This window comes from Vibrio sp. nBUS_14 (assembly GCF_051201655.1).
In the GTDB taxonomy this organism is placed as follows: Bacteria; Pseudomonadota; Gammaproteobacteria; order Enterobacterales; family Vibrionaceae; genus Vibrio.
Map to the genome: position 1 here is coordinate 1,577,323 of NZ_CP179206.1, position 16,260 is coordinate 1,593,582.

At 44.8% G+C, this 16,260-nt stretch carries 12 protein-coding genes and 1 pseudogene; 8 read left to right on the plus strand and 5 right to left on the minus strand.

The window, feature by feature from the left end; all coding sequences use genetic code 11:
- The first annotated feature begins 70 nt into the window (after window positions 1-70).
- The 6 genes from ACMAZD_RS07420 to ACMAZD_RS07445 all read left to right on the plus strand — a co-directional run bounded on the left by ACMAZD_RS07420 (window position 71) and on the right by ACMAZD_RS07445 (window position 5,883).
- A complete protein-coding gene (locus ACMAZD_RS07420; RefSeq protein ID WP_435249128.1) occupies window positions 71-1,444 on the plus strand; it encodes a YcjX family protein in 1,374 nt (457 codons plus the stop codon).
- 14 nt (window positions 1,445-1,458) lie between these two features.
- Complete coding sequence (locus ACMAZD_RS07425; RefSeq protein ID WP_435249129.1) at window positions 1,459-2,511, plus strand: YcjF family protein; 1,053 nt, start codon at window positions 1,459-1,461, stop codon at window positions 2,509-2,511.
- A gap of 123 nt (window positions 2,512-2,634) precedes the next feature.
- The gene (tyrR, locus tag ACMAZD_RS07430; protein ID WP_435249130.1) at window positions 2,635-4,179 is read left to right on the plus strand and encodes a transcriptional regulator TyrR; all 1,545 of its coding nucleotides are present in this window, start codon (window positions 2,635-2,637) and stop codon (window positions 4,177-4,179) included.
- A gap of 18 nt (window positions 4,180-4,197) precedes the next feature.
- Complete coding sequence (rimJ, locus tag ACMAZD_RS07435) at window positions 4,198-4,785, plus strand: ribosomal protein S5-alanine N-acetyltransferase (RefSeq protein ID WP_435249339.1); 588 nt, start codon at window positions 4,198-4,200, stop codon at window positions 4,783-4,785.
- Window positions 4,786-4,937: 152 nt separating this feature from the next.
- A complete protein-coding gene (locus tag ACMAZD_RS07440) occupies window positions 4,938-5,411 on the plus strand; it encodes a DUF2947 domain-containing protein (protein ID WP_435249131.1) in 474 nt (157 codons plus the stop codon).
- Window positions 5,412-5,667: 256 nt separating this feature from the next.
- Window positions 5,668-5,883, plus strand: a complete 216-nt coding sequence (locus tag ACMAZD_RS07445) for a hypothetical protein (RefSeq protein WP_435249132.1) — start codon at window positions 5,668-5,670, stop codon at window positions 5,881-5,883.
- A 170-nt stretch (window positions 5,884-6,053) separates the two neighbouring features.
- Here ACMAZD_RS07445 and ACMAZD_RS07450 read toward each other — a convergent pair whose 3' ends face one another.
- The 3 genes from ACMAZD_RS07450 to ACMAZD_RS07460 form a co-directional block, all read right to left on the minus strand.
- Window positions 6,054-8,894: an Hsp70 family protein gene (locus ACMAZD_RS07450; RefSeq protein WP_435249133.1), complete on the minus strand. Its 2,841-nt coding sequence runs from the start codon at window positions 8,892-8,894 to the stop codon at window positions 6,054-6,056.
- Between the two features lie 138 nt (window positions 8,895-9,032).
- Window positions 9,033-11,012: an Hsp70 family protein gene (locus ACMAZD_RS07455; protein WP_435249134.1), complete on the minus strand. Its 1,980-nt coding sequence runs from the start codon at window positions 11,010-11,012 to the stop codon at window positions 9,033-9,035.
- Window positions 11,012-11,644: a DUF2760 domain-containing protein gene (locus ACMAZD_RS07460; RefSeq protein WP_017108190.1), complete on the minus strand. Its 633-nt coding sequence runs from the start codon at window positions 11,642-11,644 to the stop codon at window positions 11,012-11,014. Before ACMAZD_RS07460 ends, ACMAZD_RS07455 begins: the two co-directional genes overlap by 1 nt.
- Window positions 11,645-11,991: 347 nt before the next feature.
- On the opposite strand from ACMAZD_RS07460, the gene ACMAZD_RS07465 reads away from it, so the two are divergent.
- The gene (locus ACMAZD_RS07465; protein WP_435249135.1) at window positions 11,992-13,530 is read left to right on the plus strand and encodes a sensor domain-containing diguanylate cyclase; all 1,539 of its coding nucleotides are present in this window, start codon (window positions 11,992-11,994) and stop codon (window positions 13,528-13,530) included.
- 87 nt (window positions 13,531-13,617) lie between these two features.
- Window positions 13,618-14,148 carry an exonuclease domain-containing protein gene (locus ACMAZD_RS07470; protein WP_435249136.1) on the plus strand — a complete coding sequence of 177 codons (531 nt, stop codon included), beginning with the start codon at window positions 13,618-13,620 and terminating at the stop codon, window positions 14,146-14,148.
- 120 nt (window positions 14,149-14,268) lie between these two features.
- On the opposite strand, the gene ACMAZD_RS07475 is transcribed toward ACMAZD_RS07470, so the two are convergent.
- Together ACMAZD_RS07475 and ACMAZD_RS07480 are read right to left on the minus strand one after the other, a co-directional pair.
- Window positions 14,269-15,030: an IS5 family transposase gene (locus ACMAZD_RS07475; protein ID WP_102276546.1), complete on the minus strand. Its 762-nt coding sequence runs from the start codon at window positions 15,028-15,030 to the stop codon at window positions 14,269-14,271.
- 68 nt (window positions 15,031-15,098) lie between these two features.
- A pseudogene (locus ACMAZD_RS07480) lies at window positions 15,099-16,006 on the minus strand (IS5 family transposase).
- Window positions 16,007-16,260: the final 254 nt, after the last annotated feature.

Here is a 16,260-nt window from a genome sequence, read left to right on the forward strand (position 1 = left end):
CAGGGAAAGAACATAGGCTTGCCTCTTTATTATCATAATCAGCCAGCCTAACTATCACGGAGTCGTTCAAATGAAACACCTAACTCAAGAAATGAGTGACTTTATAAGCAGAGGAACGGATTCTCACATTAGAGTAGCGGTCACGGGGCTTTCTCGTGCGGGTAAGACAGCCTTCATCACTTCGCTGGTTAACCAACTTCTTCATACGTCTACTCACAAGAATTTACCGCTCTTTTCATCGATGAGAGATGGAAGGATTATTGGTGCTAAACGTATCCCACAACACAACATGATGATCCCGCGCTTTTCGTATGATGAAGCGATGGAGTCGCTAAACGCGCAGCCACCAGAATGGCCAGTACCGACGCGTGATGTCAGTGAAATTCGCCTAGCCATCAAATATAAGCCTGCCAAAGGCGCGAAGAAGCTGCTGAGTAAAAACAGCACTCTTTATCTCGATATTGTCGATTACCCGGGAGAATGGCTGCTTGATTTACCGTTATTGGATATGGACTTTGATACGTGGAGCCAATCCCAATTCGCAGCATTAAAAGGCGGTCGAGAAATCTATTCACAAGAATGGAACGCGATGCGCGGTGATATCGATTTGTTGGCCGGTGCTGATGAAAAGAAACTGGTCACCATTGCCGATAGTTATACCCAGTATCTGCATACTTGTAAGAGTAACGGACTGCATTGGGTACAACCGGGGCGATTTGTATTGCCGGGTGAGCTTGAAGGCGCGCCTGTCCTGCAATTTTTTCCGTGTACTGCTCCTGAGAGTAAGTTCTCTAAAACGAGTAACTACGCAGTGCTAAAAGCGCGTTATGAAGAGTATCAACAGAAGGTTGTGAAAGCGTTCTATAAAAATCATTTTTCTACGTTCGACAGACAAATCGTGCTGGTGGACTGCTTGCAGCCACTTAACGCGGGTTATGACTCTTTCATGGACATGCGTGGTGCGTTAGAACAGTTATTGAAGAGCTTTAAGTACGGTCGAAGCAATATGCTAAGACGCTTATTTGCCCCGAAGATCGACAAGATTTTGTTTGCTGCAACCAAGGCCGATCATGTGACTCCGGATCAGCATCCGAACTTGGTCTCACTGTTACAGCAGATGGTCCACCCAGCTTGGCAACAAGCGGCGTTTGAACATATCGACATGAGTTGTATGAGCATCGCATCTATTCAAGCAACGAGCGCGGGTTATATCTCGTCAGGTTCAGGCAATGTTCCAGCGTTGCGAGGCGTAACCTTGGATAACGTGCCTCAAACCATGTATCCGGGTGAGGTGCCGCGTAAACTGCCAAACAAACAGTATTGGGAAACCAACCAGTTTGATTTCACGAGCTTTAGGCCAATGGAGCAACACTCCGATGAGCCTTGTCAGCATCTAAGAATCGACAAGGTCTTAGAGTATCTCATTGGCGACAAGTTGAAGTAATTGAGGCAATCAGTATGAGTGAATTAAAAACGAAACAGGTCTTTGATGAACCGTTGAAGACCTCGTTCGATGAGCCGGATAATAATGAAGTGAGTCCAGACTTAGGCGCTCAACAGCTGTTTACGGAACAAGAGAAGTTTGTGCCTGTTGCCCCACAAGTGGAAAACGACCTTGATGGTGACACTGAGCTGCAACTGGAACAAGTGATTCGACCCAGCAAAAAGAAGAAGTGGTTTGGCACGGGCTTACTTGTCGCTTTCACCGGTCTGGTAGGTTGGCAGGCGATTGACTCTGTCATTACTGCTATTCAAACCGCTGATTGGCTCGCTTTAGGTTGGGCAGGCTTTATCGCAGCTATTGCTTCATTGGGTTTAGGCGCAATAGGCAAAGAGCTGTGGAAGCTGCGTTCTCTGAAAGACCATTTCAGTGTGCAAGAGCAGAGTGAAGAGTTGTTACAAAGCCAAAGCGTTGCTAAGGGCAAAGCATTCTGTGAAAACATTGCCAAGCAGGGCGGTATAGTTGCTGAGTCTCCTTCGTACGATAATTGGAGAAACAGTATTAATCCTGCGCACAGCGATGCTGAAGTGTTGGATATGTACGATGCGTTGGTTGTGAGTCAGCAAGATAAGGTCGCGACTCAAATCGTCACTAAGTTCTCGACGGAATCCGCCGCCTTGGTTGCGGTGAGCCCATTAGCCGCAGCAGATATGTTGCTGGTGGCGTGGCGCAATTTCACCATGATAGACAAGCTTGCCAACGTTTATGGTATTGAGCTTGGCTATTGGTCTCGCATCAAGCTGTTCAAGTTGGTGTTAATCAACATGGCTGCGGCTGGTGCGAGTGAGCTGGCGATTGATGCAAGCATGGATTTAGTCTCGATGGATCTTGCTGGTAAAGTATCAGCAAGAGCAGGTCAAGGCCTTGGTGTTGGTATTCTTACTGCACGACTTGGATTAAAAGCGATGTCATTGCTTCGACCTATGCCTTGGCACAATGATCGAAAAGTAAAACTATCCGACCTCCGCAAAGCCGTTCTTGCTGAAATAAAGCGTATTGCTCTCAAATAAAGCATTGAAAGCTCAATAGTTTGAGAAGAAGAGTAAACATATGTTTACTCTTCTTCTTGACTGAACTCAGAGCTTAATCCACACTACTGTCAACTTATCCTGACACCTAAAATAGGACTATTTGTGCGTCTTGAAGTATTGTGTGAAGACAGACTCGGCTTAACGCGTGAGTTGCTCGATATCTTGGCCTCAAAAAGCATTGATTTAAGAGGAATCGAAATTGATGTTAAAGGCATAATTTACCTAAACTGCCCTGATATTAATTTTGATGCTTTTAGTGAACTTATGGCTGAAATTCGCCGAATTTCAGGTGTGAAGGATGTACTTAAAATCCAATTTATGCCGAGCGAAAGGCATAATACTGAACTGATTGCTCTGCTTGCTAACCTGCCAGACCCAGTGATTGCGATTGACCTTAAAGGTTCAGTCGACATGGCGAACCACGCTGCATTGAACCTATTCGGCAAGCAAGAAGACGAAGTCATCGGTGAGCCGTTAGCGACGTTTGTTCCTAGCTTTAACTTTGCTCGCTGGATCGAAGGTGATGTAACGCGTCATCGTGAAGTTGTAGTGTTAGAAGGTTTGGACTTCTCTATTGAGATTCTGCCGATTTATCTTGGCGGTGACGTTAACGAAGCAGTACTGGCGAGCGCAGTAATGACGATTCGTTCTTGTAATCAAGAGATGAACTCGCCAGATTCAATCCCTGAGCAGAACAACCTAGGTTTTGAACACTTTGTTGGTGTCTCTAATCGCCATAAAGCCTTGATCAGTCAAGCTAAGAAATTGGCTATGCTGGATCAGCCTCTACTTATTGAAGGGGACACAGGTACGGGCAAAGAGATGTTGGCTAAAGCGTGTCATAACCGTTCGAACCGAGCGTCCTTCCCATTCTTGATTCTAAGCTGTGCATCAATGCCTGATGACGTGGCTGAAACTGAATTGTTTGGTCATGCACCGGGTTCATTCAATCATGAACAAGGTCATAAAGGCATTTTTGAACAAGCGAATGGTGGTACGGTATTTTTAGACGAGATCGGCGAAATGAGCCCTCATCTTCAAATCAAACTGCTGCGTTTCCTGCAAGACGGTTCATTCCGACGCGTAGGCGAAGAAGAAGAGATGCACGCTGATGTTCGTATTATTGCATCAACGCGCCATCGTCTTTCTGAATTAGCAGACTCGGGTTCGTTCCGTGAAGACTTGTTCTACCGTTTGAATGTACTGACTCTGTCTATCCCTGCATTGCGTGAACGCTCAAACGACGTAGCGCCACTGTTGGAAATGTTCGTTGCGAAATACGCGCAGCAATTAGGTATGTTAAAACCAAAACTGAATCAAGAGTTGATCGACCAGCTTGGTAATTACCAATGGCCGGGCAACATTCGTCAGTTAGACAACATGGTTCTACGCGCACTAACAGAGTTGGATTCGGACACGTTAACTGTTGAGCAATTCCACTTGCCTCAACTTGAAACCATGGCGGCAGGAATGGCGAATCTAAGCTTAGATGGCTCTCTAGACGAGATCATGAAAGACTATGAATCTCAGATTCTAGAGAAGCTGTATCAGTCGTTCCCATCGAGCCGTAAGCTAGCAAAACGTCTTAATGTTTCTCACACCTCAATTGCCAACAAACTTCGCGACTACGGTATCAGAAAGAACTGATTGAATGAGAACATGATTATGGAAGATTTGAGCACACCAGAACGCATTTATAAGCGCGACGGAAACCTGATTCTACGCACCGCTGAAATAGACGATGCGAACATGATCAGTGATTACTTTCAAACTAACCGAGATTACCTTGAGCCTTGGGAACCGATTCGTGAAGATGCGTTTTTTGATAGAACGGGTTGGGCTCAACGTCTGATTAAGTTGAATGAGCTTCATAAAATGGGGCTAGGCTATTACTGTTTGCTTGTTAATGATGACACCAACGCAATGTTGGGCACCATTTCATTCAGTAATCTATCTCGATTCCCTTTCTATGCGTGTAACGTTGGCTATTCACTGGCTGAAAGTGCACAGGGCCATGGCTACATGCGCAGAGGCTTGAGCATGGCCAAAGACTATATGTTTGATGTTCAGAACATGCATCGTTTGATGGCCGGTTATATGCCTCATAATGAGCGTAGCGCTAGTGTGTTGGAACATTTAGGTTTTGTTCGTGAAGGTTTTGCCAAAGATTATTTGCAGATCAACGGTAAATGGGAAGACCATATACTGACTGCACTCGTTAACCCGAACTGGAAAGATAGACGCGCTGTTTAGAGACCAATAGTCATTAAGCGTAAGTATCAATTAAACGTAAATACAGATTTAGAGGCAGTGACGAACATAGATAAAATGAAACCGTCACTGTATCAAAAAGAGCATATAGGCATGGAAATCCATAAGCCTAAGAAGAAATTTGAGGAATTTTGATGTCATATACAACTTTGGACGAATACCAAAGAAAATGGATTTTTACTCACCAGTCGATGCCATTACCAGCAGAGGACTTGGAAAAGATTAAACCAATGACACAGGCAAGGGCATCTCAGTTTTGGAAAGAGAACGTAAGCCCTCAAAGTCCTGATGCTGAGAGACTAAGTTCGCAAGACTGGCCAAGTAAGGCATCCAATTGGAACGAAGAGATCAGCTGGATGGCAAATTGGGAAGCCGATGAGCCTGAAATGCCAGAAGAGATTCTTAACTTCATTGATTGGCAAGATGACGTAACTATCTATTTTTGTTATGAAAAATACAACATTCTTGAAACTAAGTGGTCGGTTTTTAAGAAGCACTGGAAGAACTTTTTATTCTACGATGATGGCCCAATTTTGCTAGGTCGCCGTCGTTCAGAAGCACTTTGGTTTGCAACAAACGGTACCGTTAAAATTGGTAACCGAGCTTAAGTAAGACATTACTTAATCAAGCCAATGTTAGATAAACGATTGATAATAAGCGAGCTCTGAGCTCGCTTTTTTTGTACCTAAAGATCGCCAAAGATCATTGATAAATACACGCCATTTGAAGCCGATTTCTGATGAGGGTTTTCGTTAGCTTAGAACTGATATTTTACGAAATTGAGATCGCTATCTCATTGGGTTGGTTGATGTTTTGTGGGTTTGGGGTATCTTTATATTACTGCCTTAGTGGAGGTGAAGTATTATGATTTGGGATATTCTCGAACGTGTAAATAAACTTCGCAAGGAAGCAATGGAGGATCCGGATTTTCTGGATTCGGCAAAAATGCATGAGCAATGGCTTTTAAGCGAAACTCATAATCAATCTAAGAATGGAGAAAAAGAGAAGAAACCGAAAAAGTTATCAGATATCTATGAAAACACCGAATTTCCTATTAACCCAACCGGAACAAAACATTAATAATGATTAACTGCAATATGGCTAAGGCTCTTAACCAAAAAGCGATAAGTCGATTAAACATACCAGCCTTAAGCCACCAATAAAAAAGCCACTTTCAACGAACCGAAAGTGGCTTTTTTCTTTCTCGTTAGCTTTTTACTCATTAACAACTAAAGCTAATCGTTTCAAAGCTAGCTATTGATCAGGCTTAAGCCGCTTGGTAATGCATCACCAAACACACGCTTAGACTCGCTCTCAGAAAGCTCAGTGACTTCACTTACTAGCGTTAGCCATGAATCAGGTACCTTGCTTTGCTTGAGCTTCTCAAGAACTTGAGCACGGTAGTCATCAGAGATATCGAACTGTCGATCACCCGTCTTACGACAAATCATCACAGCCGCGAAGCCAATCATCTGCTCTTTCTGCCAATTCTGATCAAGCAGCTTTGGTAACCACTGTTCTGCTTGCTCTCTTGGGATTACGCTGTGTTGGCTTCCGTATAACGGTGTACGAGACGCTAAGCGACCCAGAGCCCACCAGTGAGCCTGTTCGAACTGATTATGGTTAATCGCTTTGCTTAAGAACCAAGTTGCTAATAGAACCTTGTCTTCTACTTCAAGTTGCTCAAGTGATGCTGCCAATCTAACCATGGCCTCGTAACCATTGTCTTGTGCATCTTTAGCCGTTTTAGGGTTCTTCATTGCACCTGGGTGAAGGTACTTCGCGATATCAGCCAAGATGGTCTCTTGCTGCTCTTGATTCAGGCCACCCGCAACACGACGCCAGAATACCCACCAATCTGTCCAACCTTGATGGTTCTGGAATTGGATGTTTTGTTGGTAGAGCCCCCAAATTTGTTCAATACGCCATGAGTCGGTTGGATCACCAAAGCCAGGTCGCAAAGAGTAACCCGCTAAACGGAGCCAGTTCTTCTCGTGTGCTTTAGAGCGACGACGGCGTTTACGACCTAAAGATAACGAATCAAACAGGTGACGGAGAGTAGTAAAGTCCCACTCTTCGCGCTTGCCAAGTCGCTTCTCGAGATCTTTGGCCAGTGTTTTGATCTCTTTAGATTCAGCACTTTTCTTGTTGCCGCTGTACAGGCGAGAAATCAACTCCTTACATTCGTAGAGCCTTGGATGAAGTTTAGAGTTATCGGATTCATCGCCTTGCTTGTTTCTGACTTCGAACTCAAGCAACCAACGCTTGGTGTCATCTTCCGTACTTACACATTCCATTTTCAATGTGCCGACTTCGGTTAACTGACAAGCGAGCAACACTTCAACACGCTCTTTTTGGTTGGCTTGAAGCTCTGCGGTGCCTGACCCTTCCAGCGTTGAAAGATAAGGCGGGAGAGGGGAGAACAAATCAGCGTCGACATTGACCATCACACCATTTTGAATGGCGGTGTCGTGAGCAATTTGATCGTGTGTTGAAGTCAATAGATTGAAACGTACCGGCTCACCTAAAGTCAGTGAGAAACGACGGCTGTTCAAACGTATTTCTTGGCCTTCTTCTGTCCCTTTGGCAAGCAGACAAAGTGCTTTGCCCATCTTGTTCTTTTCTTGTAGATGTAAGAAGTAAGAACGAGCCGCACCGCCACCGATTTTCAGCTGTGCACCACGGCGAGCTTTACCAAAGGCTACTGCACCAAGGGCTACAGACCAGTCAGGGTGAGGGTTATCTAAGACGGTGATTGGCGCACCGTTCCAATTACCAAGTAACTGAGTAATACGTTCAGTGACAAGCTCACTGTTGAACACACCACCGTTGAGTAGTACACCAACAGGTATCGCTGGTTTTGTCTCATCAAACTCGATTGTGCCAGATTTCTCTAGTGCCGCTTTTGATACTTGCTGGTGTGTCGCTATGAATTCGGCAACGTGCTTACTTACCGCAGGATCTGCTGCATAGGGTAGGCCGAACTCTACAACCGCGCTACGGCGTTTGTCTGGCACTTCAGTGAACTCAGAAAGTGGGAAGAAACCTTCCAGTGCAATCTGATGAACTTCTTGTTTGGTTAAACCAATACTCTTGGTACCGCCAAGCAGTTTTGACCCGCTACCCAGCATGGTGATCTTCACATCGTCTGGTGCATTAGCAGAAAGCAGACTCTCTTTTGCGGCGCGAGTTTGTTGAATAAGCTTGGTTAAGCTTGAGGCATTCAACTTTTTGTTTTGATTGAAGCGTTGCTCTGCAAGGTGAGCAAGGGCTAAATCGAGGTTATCACCACCGAGCATTAAGTGTTCACCAATGCCGATACGGTCGAGTGCGAGTTCTTGGTCATCGCCATTGTTTGCGTTGAAACTTGCTTCGATCAAACTTAAATCGGTGGTACCGCCACCAACATCACACACTAGAATTAGCGGGATCTGTTGAAGTTCGTTTGCAGCTGTTTGTTGGTGACGTGCGTACCAGTCATAACAAACGGCTTGCGGCTCTTCGAGTAAAAGAATCTTACCTAAGCCCGCCAGTTCTGCTGCTTCGAGTGTCAGCTTGCGTGCTGTCTCATCGAATGAAGCGGGAACGGTGATTACAACATCTTGGTCTTCAAGCTTGTTGCTTGGGTTACGGTAGTTCCATGCTTGGCGGATGTGGTTCAGGTAGCTTGCGCTTGCAACAACAGGAGACACCTTAGCGACGTCAGTTGCGCCTGCCCAAGGCAGAATGTCGGAGTTACGATCAACCGCTTGGTGAGATAGCCAGCTCTTAGCACTGGATACTTGGCGGCCTTCAACCTTAGCACCAAGTTCGCGCGCCCATTCACCTACGATGACGTTTTGGATATCGCCTTCAACCAAGATCGGTTCCCAAGGCATAGTGAGATCGGAAGGAGAGATCTGACCTTGTGCCGGGTGGTAACGAAATGAAGGAAGTAGCGGTTTACGAACCACTTCACCGGGGCCGATGAGTTGGTCAATATCGAAAAGAGAAACGGGAGCATGTTGTAGGTCGTCGTTGATTTCACAGTAGGCAACCACAGTATTGGTTGTGCCTAAGTCAATGCCGACTAAAAAACGAGGAGATGCCATACAAAACCTTATTCTGCCAAAGTGATGACCAGTTAATGGATAGTCTTGGTCTTATTATTGTCTTTGGAATGTTTTTAATACAGGGCTAGGGAATCGCATTGATAAAATAACGGCACCCGTTAAGGTGCCGTTGATTCATTATGCTTGTTCGTTTGAGTCGTTATTCGAGTCTTCACGAACATCGAACTCAACATGCCACTTCTGACCATTGTCAGTGGCAATCGCTTCTAGATATAACGTACCTAATTCAGTAACACGAGACGCCAAAGTCACCGGAACCACTTCACCTTCGCGACGACCTTCAGAAACAGGCAGTGTCACTTGGATTTCAGGAAGCTCATCAAGATCTTCTGGAGCCCAGTGATCAAGGTGCGTCCCCGCTTCATCTTCACGACGTGTTGTTGAACCGAAGAATTGGAAGTGAACAGGCTGACCAATCACGAGACCGAACTCTTGGCTAGGAACTTGAACGCTTGAGCCTTCCTCCATACCAAATGGTGCAACACACAAAGCTTCCATTGGAGGAGCCATACCAGGGATAGCTGGCATCGCGCTTTCAATTCCTACGTAGTAAGAAGAAGCGATACCACCGCGGATACGAACGCCTTGACCACGACGTACTGCCCCGTAGTAAGAAGCGCCACTTGCAACGGCTAGGTCCAAGTCTAAACCTGAAAGCTGTTTAGCGAATTCTGCGTCTGCATTAATTAGCCATTCATTGATCGTGTCTGAAAGACGATCAGCAAGCAGGTTCGATTTTAGAACACCACCATTGAACAGTACCGCTGTTGGTTTGATGAAGTCTGCTGCTGGCGCTTCTGTACCTGACATACCGGGCATGTTTGCAAACGGGTTGAAATCTTGCTGAGCCGTTTCGCTGTTTCCAGAAAGCGCATTGGCTTGCTTAGAAAGGAACGCGGCAATATGACGAGTGATACCCGCGTCTTGAGCGTAAGGCAGACCCATTTGAGTCAGTGCACCACGTGTTTTTTGTACGGGATGATCCGTTACCGCCACTTGTGGGAAGAAGCCATCCACCAATGTTTGTTGTACTTCTTGTTGAGTCAGTTCTGTTTTCAGTGTTGCGCCAAGTAGCTTAGAGCCACGGCTTGGAACAACGATTGGCACAGATTGAAGCTCAGCATCGTTAAGCAGTGCTTCTTTCGCATCGCGACACGCGTGAGTCATCGCTTGAACCTGCCAAGGAGCCAGTTCTTTGCCTTCTTGAGCCAGTTTCATTTTCAGACGGTAAGCGAGCGCTAAGTCCATGTTGTCGCCGCCAAGTAGGATATGTTCACCTACAGCTATGCGGTTCAGACTTAGGTTACCTTCATCTTGGGTTACTTCAACTAACGAAAGGTCAGTTGTACCACCACCGATATCAACAACAAGAACGATGTCACCAACGTTCACTTCATCGCGCCATGTGTCGTTGCTGTTATCAATCCAGCTGTAAAGAGCCGCTTGTGGTTCTTCTAGAAGTGTTAGGTGAGTGAAACCAACATTACGTGCAGCTTCAGCCGTTAGGTCACGAGCCGCAGGATCAAACGAAGCTGGAACGGTGATCGTTACATCTTGGTCTGCCAGTTTGTGTTCTGGGTTCGCGTGGTTCCAAGCATCTTTAAGGTGCTCAAGGTACAACTCAGTTGTCTTAAGCGGAGATACTTTTTCAACTTCTTCAGGGCTACCTGCAGGAAGGAACGCATCACGACGGTTCACACCACCGTGGCATAGCCAAGATTTTGCACTTGCTACCAAACGGATAGGGGTTTTAGAACCAAGGTTACGAGCAATAGCACCAACCAGTGCTTTAGGCTCAGAAGACCAAGGCAGAACACGAGAACCCGCATTCATTTCATGTTCGTGTGGCTGGTATAGAAACGAACCAAGTTGGCTGCGAGTTTCTACTGTACCAGGTGCCGTTAGTTGAGGGACTTGCATCACCTCTACGCGAGCGTCCTCATTGGTTGTGTCGATGTAAGACAAAACGCAGTGTGTGGTACCTAAATCGATACCAACACTGAACTTCGGCGCCTGATGTTGCTCTTGAGAAGATAGCTCTTGTGAATGCGTCTGCGCAGATGACTCGTGCGATGATGGCTGACTTTGGTGTTCCATTATAGCTCCACCTCTGCCGGTGCAATCACAGATGCATCGTAGTTCTCAGCAAGCTTAGGCAGGTTCATGTCAGTTGCTTTCCAACCTTTGTGAACCAATGTGCCATTGAACGGTGCGTTACCCGTTACATTGCCTGTTAGGCGGATTTCTTGCGGGTTGAAGCCTTCAACAACCGTGATACGCGTTTCTTCATCTTCAGTGCGAATGTGAGAAAGCGTTACGTAATCGGCTAGTACTTTTTTACCACCAGTGTGAATAACACGTGCTGCTGCGCCAACTTCTTCATCAGAGAATGAAGTTAGGTCTTCTTTTAGGAAGTCGATTAAACGCGCTTCTTGTTGCATGATAGACAGAAGTTGCATTGCAGAATCCGTCGGTGCTGTTGCCAGCTTAGATTCAACTTCAACGACTTTCTCGATCACTTTTTCAACTTCAACAACTTTTTCAACTTCGACAATTTTTTCAACTTGCTTTTCAACTTCAACGATTTTCTCTACTGGTTTTTCTACGACTTTCTCAACCACTTTGGTTTTACGAGAAACGGCAATTAACAGTAGTAAAACGCTTGATGCAGTTAAGCCTGCGTGAAGCATATCAAACGTCTGTGGGATTAGGTTCAAATCAACGATCATAGTGATTTCTCTTTAAAATTGATTTAACGGTGTATTCGTCGGTTTAAAGGAATATACAGGTTGGAAAGAAACACGATGGCACAAGTCCGAAACGGTCACTTTCAAGCTATAAATATGAGTGGATACTAGCATATTGAAGGCTTAAGAGTGGTATTTAATGTTTTCAATCAAGTGGGTTTTTAGTGTGTCAGCTTGAAAATTAGTCGAGATTTGTCTGAATATTGGTCGCTGATATAAGCAAGAGGTAAACAATGCCCGTTTATGTCAGTTTTAAGACCAAACAGAAATGGAGCATGATTCCCTTCCGTTATATACTTTTAACTCATTAGAGACTATTTGGAACCCATATGCCTCACACTACCGACCCATTAACAGGGTTGAAGAGACGAACTCTCCCATTGGTCGTATTTGCGATCAGCTTTTTGATTACAGTTTTGTGTTTTATATTAGTCGCGCTTAACCAAAACCGTGCGTTGAACATGAATTTGGATAGCTTCGCGAAGCACCAAACACTGGGCTTGGAAGCGTTTATCGATAATGATGTGGCTTATATAGGATCCGGCGCTAACTTCTTTTATTCAAATGATCCTGAAAGCTGGGATAACTTTGACCGTTTTGCAGAGCAAACCATTAACGGTTCAACAAGTTTAATTGGTTTGCAGTGGATGCAGAAAGTCACGGTAGATCAGATTCCCAAACATACTGCACAAATGGAGGAAAAGTACCCATTTTACCAACTGTTCACCATCCCTAAACATGAAGCCAAAACCTATGGTTACCACCTAGATGGCGAGCCTGCTTTTATTGCTACTGATGTTTACCCAAATACTGAAGCGAACGATAGAGTGATTGGATTCTACTCTTCACGCGAGCGATTTAAGCGTATTGTCGAAAATATTAAACATACACGCGAAGCTAATATCTCGGACAAAGTGCGCCTTATTCAAGATGGTCTAACTCAAGATACGCCCAAGACAGGCATGTTGGTTTATCACCCGGTGTTTGAAGGCGAAAGTGACAATCTACTGGGTGTCGTGATTGGTGTGGTTCGCACCACGTATTACTTTGAAAATCTGCTGGCGTCTGCCGTGGGTGATATGGATGTTTATGTTCGTGTTACCGATACTGGATTCGAAGCGGAAGATTCGCCAATTTTGTTCGAAACTGATGGCTATTACGCGGTTTCTGGGCATCACATAACTAAGACAATCGTACTGACTAACCGTGATTGGAAAGTCGATTACAAAATAGATTCATGCATCTCTTTTTATGGTTATTTGGTGTTAACAGGCATCGCATTGGTCGGTACAACCATCTCATTGTTGTTGGCGTATATCGTTAACATGCAAATCAGAGAGAAAGAGCGTTTGTATCGGATGCTGAATAAGCGAACTGAAGAACTTCGCTTTTTAGCTGATCACGACAGCCTGACTGAAATTTATAACCGACGCGCGTTCAATAAGAAGCTAGACAAAGCCATTGAGCGAAACCAGCCCTTTAGTCTCGTTGGGTTTGATATCGATAAGTTCAAAGGCATTAATGACCAATTTGGCCACCCGGCGGGTGATGCCTTGCTCATTCATGTCATCAAGTTGATCTCGGTGAACCTGAAAGAGGGGGATGACCTGTTCCGCTTAGGAGGTGATGAATTCTGTATTATTTCTAGCATCTCAAACCATGAAACCCTGAATCGTTACTTAGAGTGCATTATCAACACCGTAAGTCACTCTCATTGTGAGCACAAAGGTCGACAGTTAAGTTGTACTTTGAGTATCGGTGCAGCCATTCGTGACAGCGAGGACTCTGAAGAGATCATGCAAAAAGCGGACAGTATGCTCTACCAAAGTAAGTCTAATGGTCGAAATCGAGTCACAATTGCAGGCTAAATGAGCACTTGATACAACTGGGGTCGAGTTATTTATTGGGCTCATGTACAATTTCAAAAAACTTTTGATGAAAGAATTGGGCGACGTATGAATCACAATCGAGTCGTATGTTTCGATTTAGAAATGTGCTGTTGGAGCAAAGACGGTGTAGGAACAACAGGAGAGATCATTGAAGTGGGTCTTGCTGAGATCGATCTTGTATCTGGAACCATCGTGAAGCGCGCGCAATATTACGTTAAACCCGAAAAAGACGAAGTCTCTCTGTTTTGTGCAGAGCTAACAGGCATTACACCTCGCAAGATAGAAAAGCAGGGTCGCCCTTTAGAATCCGTGATTAAATCGATGATCAAAAACTTCGGTGGCCCAAAGAAAATCTATGCCGCCTGGGGACGTGATGACCTTATTTTACACAAAGAATGTATAGAGAAAGGCATTGAACCGCCATTTGGCGAGTTCTTGAACATCGCCACACTTTATCGTATTCAAAACCGTCTTAAAGAGAAACGCATCGGACATCGTGCCGCTCAAGAAGCTAAGAATATTGAGTGGGAAGGTCGTCAGCACTCTGGTTATGTTGATGCTTATAACCTGGCGAAGCTTGCTCTGACGATGCTTTAGTAGTTGGCGAAGGCGTTGTTGATCAAATCAAGCAGAAGATCAACGACGCCATGTATAACTTACCGTTAGTTTCTTACGGGCATACCTAGGGCGTGTTGATCTTTGCTGTACATTCCGTGTTCAACAATACATCGGTAGCCACATTAACATGAATGCCAGTGATAACATGCTGGCATAATTCCTTTCTAGCTTGTCATATCTACTTGAAATAGCTCGATAATGCTTAATTCTCCCAAAGGCATTTTCGACCAAGTGACGATACTTGTATAGACACCAATCCATACTGTCTTTGTCTATATCTTGTCCGTAATTGCGTTTAGCAATTACTGTTTCTCCGCCACGTTCCTTAACAAAAGTACGGAAAGGTTCGCTGTCATATCCTTTATCACAAACGATGGTATTAACTTCATCGAGTTGCTCAACTAAGCTTTCGGCATGCACTATATCGTGGCGTTGTCCCTCTGATAAATCAAAGCAAATCGGCAGGCCACCACTATCTACAGCTAAGTGAATTTTGGTTGAGTTGCCCCCGCGACTTTTTCCTATTTGCTCTGAACTTTCAGTAGCTGCACCTGTACTATGCTGATGCGCTCTAACTATAGAGCCATCAAGAAATACCCATTCAAAGTCAGCCATGCTAGATAAGCTTTTGAAAAGATTATCTAAAATCCCTTTCTTTGACCAAAGATTAAATCGTCTGTAAACGGTACTCCACTCTCCGAACTCAGAGGGTAGATCTCGCCAAGGAATACCTGTTCTCATTCGATAAAGTATTCCTTCAAATGTCATTCGATGTTCAGTTTTATCGTAAATACGACCTGTACTTTTCATAACTTGGAGTAGCAGTTCCCAGCGAATATCAGTTAGCATTGTTCTTGGCATGGTATTGGTTATGGTTTTACTTTTGGCGAAGCAAATTATAACTCTTTACCATGCTGTTCAAAAAACACTCACGAAAGATCAACACGCCCTAGTCCTATGACTTTGTTTATGGCTTTAACATTCGCCATGATTTCACCAACTTGAGCGTTGTAACATCTCAAGCTCAATTTACCGCTTGTTAGTCCTTTATATCGAGACATTGCAGTCTCAGATATTGAGCGATAGTGATAACCAGATTCGGCTTTCCACTTTGTTATTGTGCCATTTTTCAGAGCTATTACCGCTTCGTTTCTGGGATGGCCATCTTCCTGAAGTGCTGCATTCTTTCGAGGCGGGATCAACGGAGTACAACCTTTCTTTTTCAAGATCTCATGGCAATTTTTGGTGTCATAGGCTCCATCTGCGGATACGGCAACGATCTTTCTGCGTAGTGGATTGAGCAGCGTCGGTAACACTTCACTATCGCCAACATTTACAAGGCTGACTTCCGCACTAACAGCTTCGTGAGTATCCACATCTACAGCTAAGTGCAGTTTACGCCATGTTCTGCGTTTTTCTGCGCTATGCTTTTTCACTTTCCACTCACCCTCGCCAAAGACTTTGAGGCCAGTTGAGTCAATAGCTATATGCCGAATGGCTCCTCTAGATTTATTGCGATATTTAACCTGAACCGTCTTCGAACGTTTACTGATACAGGTGTAGTCAGGGGACGTCAGTGGAACATCCAGTAGCTCGAAGACCGAGTCGATAAAACCTTGAAGTGCACGCAATGGCAGAGAGAAGATACCCTTGATCATCAAGGCAGTTTCAATCGCTGTATCTGAATACTGGAAGCCTCTACCACGTTTACCATGATGGGTTTTGCATTGCCATGCATCTATGGCGGAGTCATCTATCCAAAACGTAACTGACCCACGCTTGCACAGTGCTTTATTTACTCTGCCCAGTTAGTTATCTTCTTTTTTGCTTTACCCATATTACCAACGTCCTAACCATCACAAAGGATCAGATCGCAGGACTTGGAAAAGGTTCAATGGATATAGGCAACAACGACGTTGGCGAATATTAATATTTGCTCCGAAATGTAAAAAGCCACCTAACCTTGATCGGGCTTGGTCGAGGGATGAAAAATACCAAAACTAAGGTAAAGCACTGTATTAAGAGGGTCTGTCGCCTGCTAGGTAACCCACATCTACATCGTGAGCGTACCGGTGTTTATGCATACATAAC

Coding starts and splice junctions, on each gene's coding strand:
- ACMAZD_RS07420 (WP_435249128.1), top strand. CDS start 71: ATGAAACACCTAACTCAAGAAATGAGTGACTTTATAAGCAGAGGAACG.
- ACMAZD_RS07425 (WP_435249129.1), top strand. CDS start 1,459: ATGAGTGAATTAAAAACGAAACAGGTCTTTGATGAACCGTTGAAGACC.
- rimJ (WP_435249339.1), top strand. CDS start 4,198: ATGGAAGATTTGAGCACACCAGAACGCATTTATAAGCGCGACGGAAAC.
- ACMAZD_RS07440 (WP_435249131.1), top strand. CDS start 4,938: ATGTCATATACAACTTTGGACGAATACCAAAGAAAATGGATTTTTACT.
- ACMAZD_RS07445 (WP_435249132.1), top strand. CDS start 5,668: ATGATTTGGGATATTCTCGAACGTGTAAATAAACTTCGCAAGGAAGCA.
- ACMAZD_RS07450 (WP_435249133.1), bottom strand. CDS start 8,894: ATGGCATCTCCTCGTTTTTTAGTCGGCATTGACTTAGGCACAACCAAT.
- ACMAZD_RS07455 (WP_435249134.1), bottom strand. CDS start 11,012: ATGGAACACCAAAGTCAGCCATCATCGCACGAGTCATCTGCGCAGACG.
- ACMAZD_RS07460 (WP_017108190.1), bottom strand. CDS start 11,644: ATGATCGTTGATTTGAACCTAATCCCACAGACGTTTGATATGCTTCAC.
- ACMAZD_RS07465 (WP_435249135.1), top strand. CDS start 11,992: ATGCCTCACACTACCGACCCATTAACAGGGTTGAAGAGACGAACTCTC.
- ACMAZD_RS07470 (WP_435249136.1), top strand. CDS start 13,618: ATGAATCACAATCGAGTCGTATGTTTCGATTTAGAAATGTGCTGTTGG.
- ACMAZD_RS07475 (WP_102276546.1), bottom strand. CDS start 15,030: ATGCCAAGAACAATGCTAACTGATATTCGCTGGGAACTGCTACTCCAA.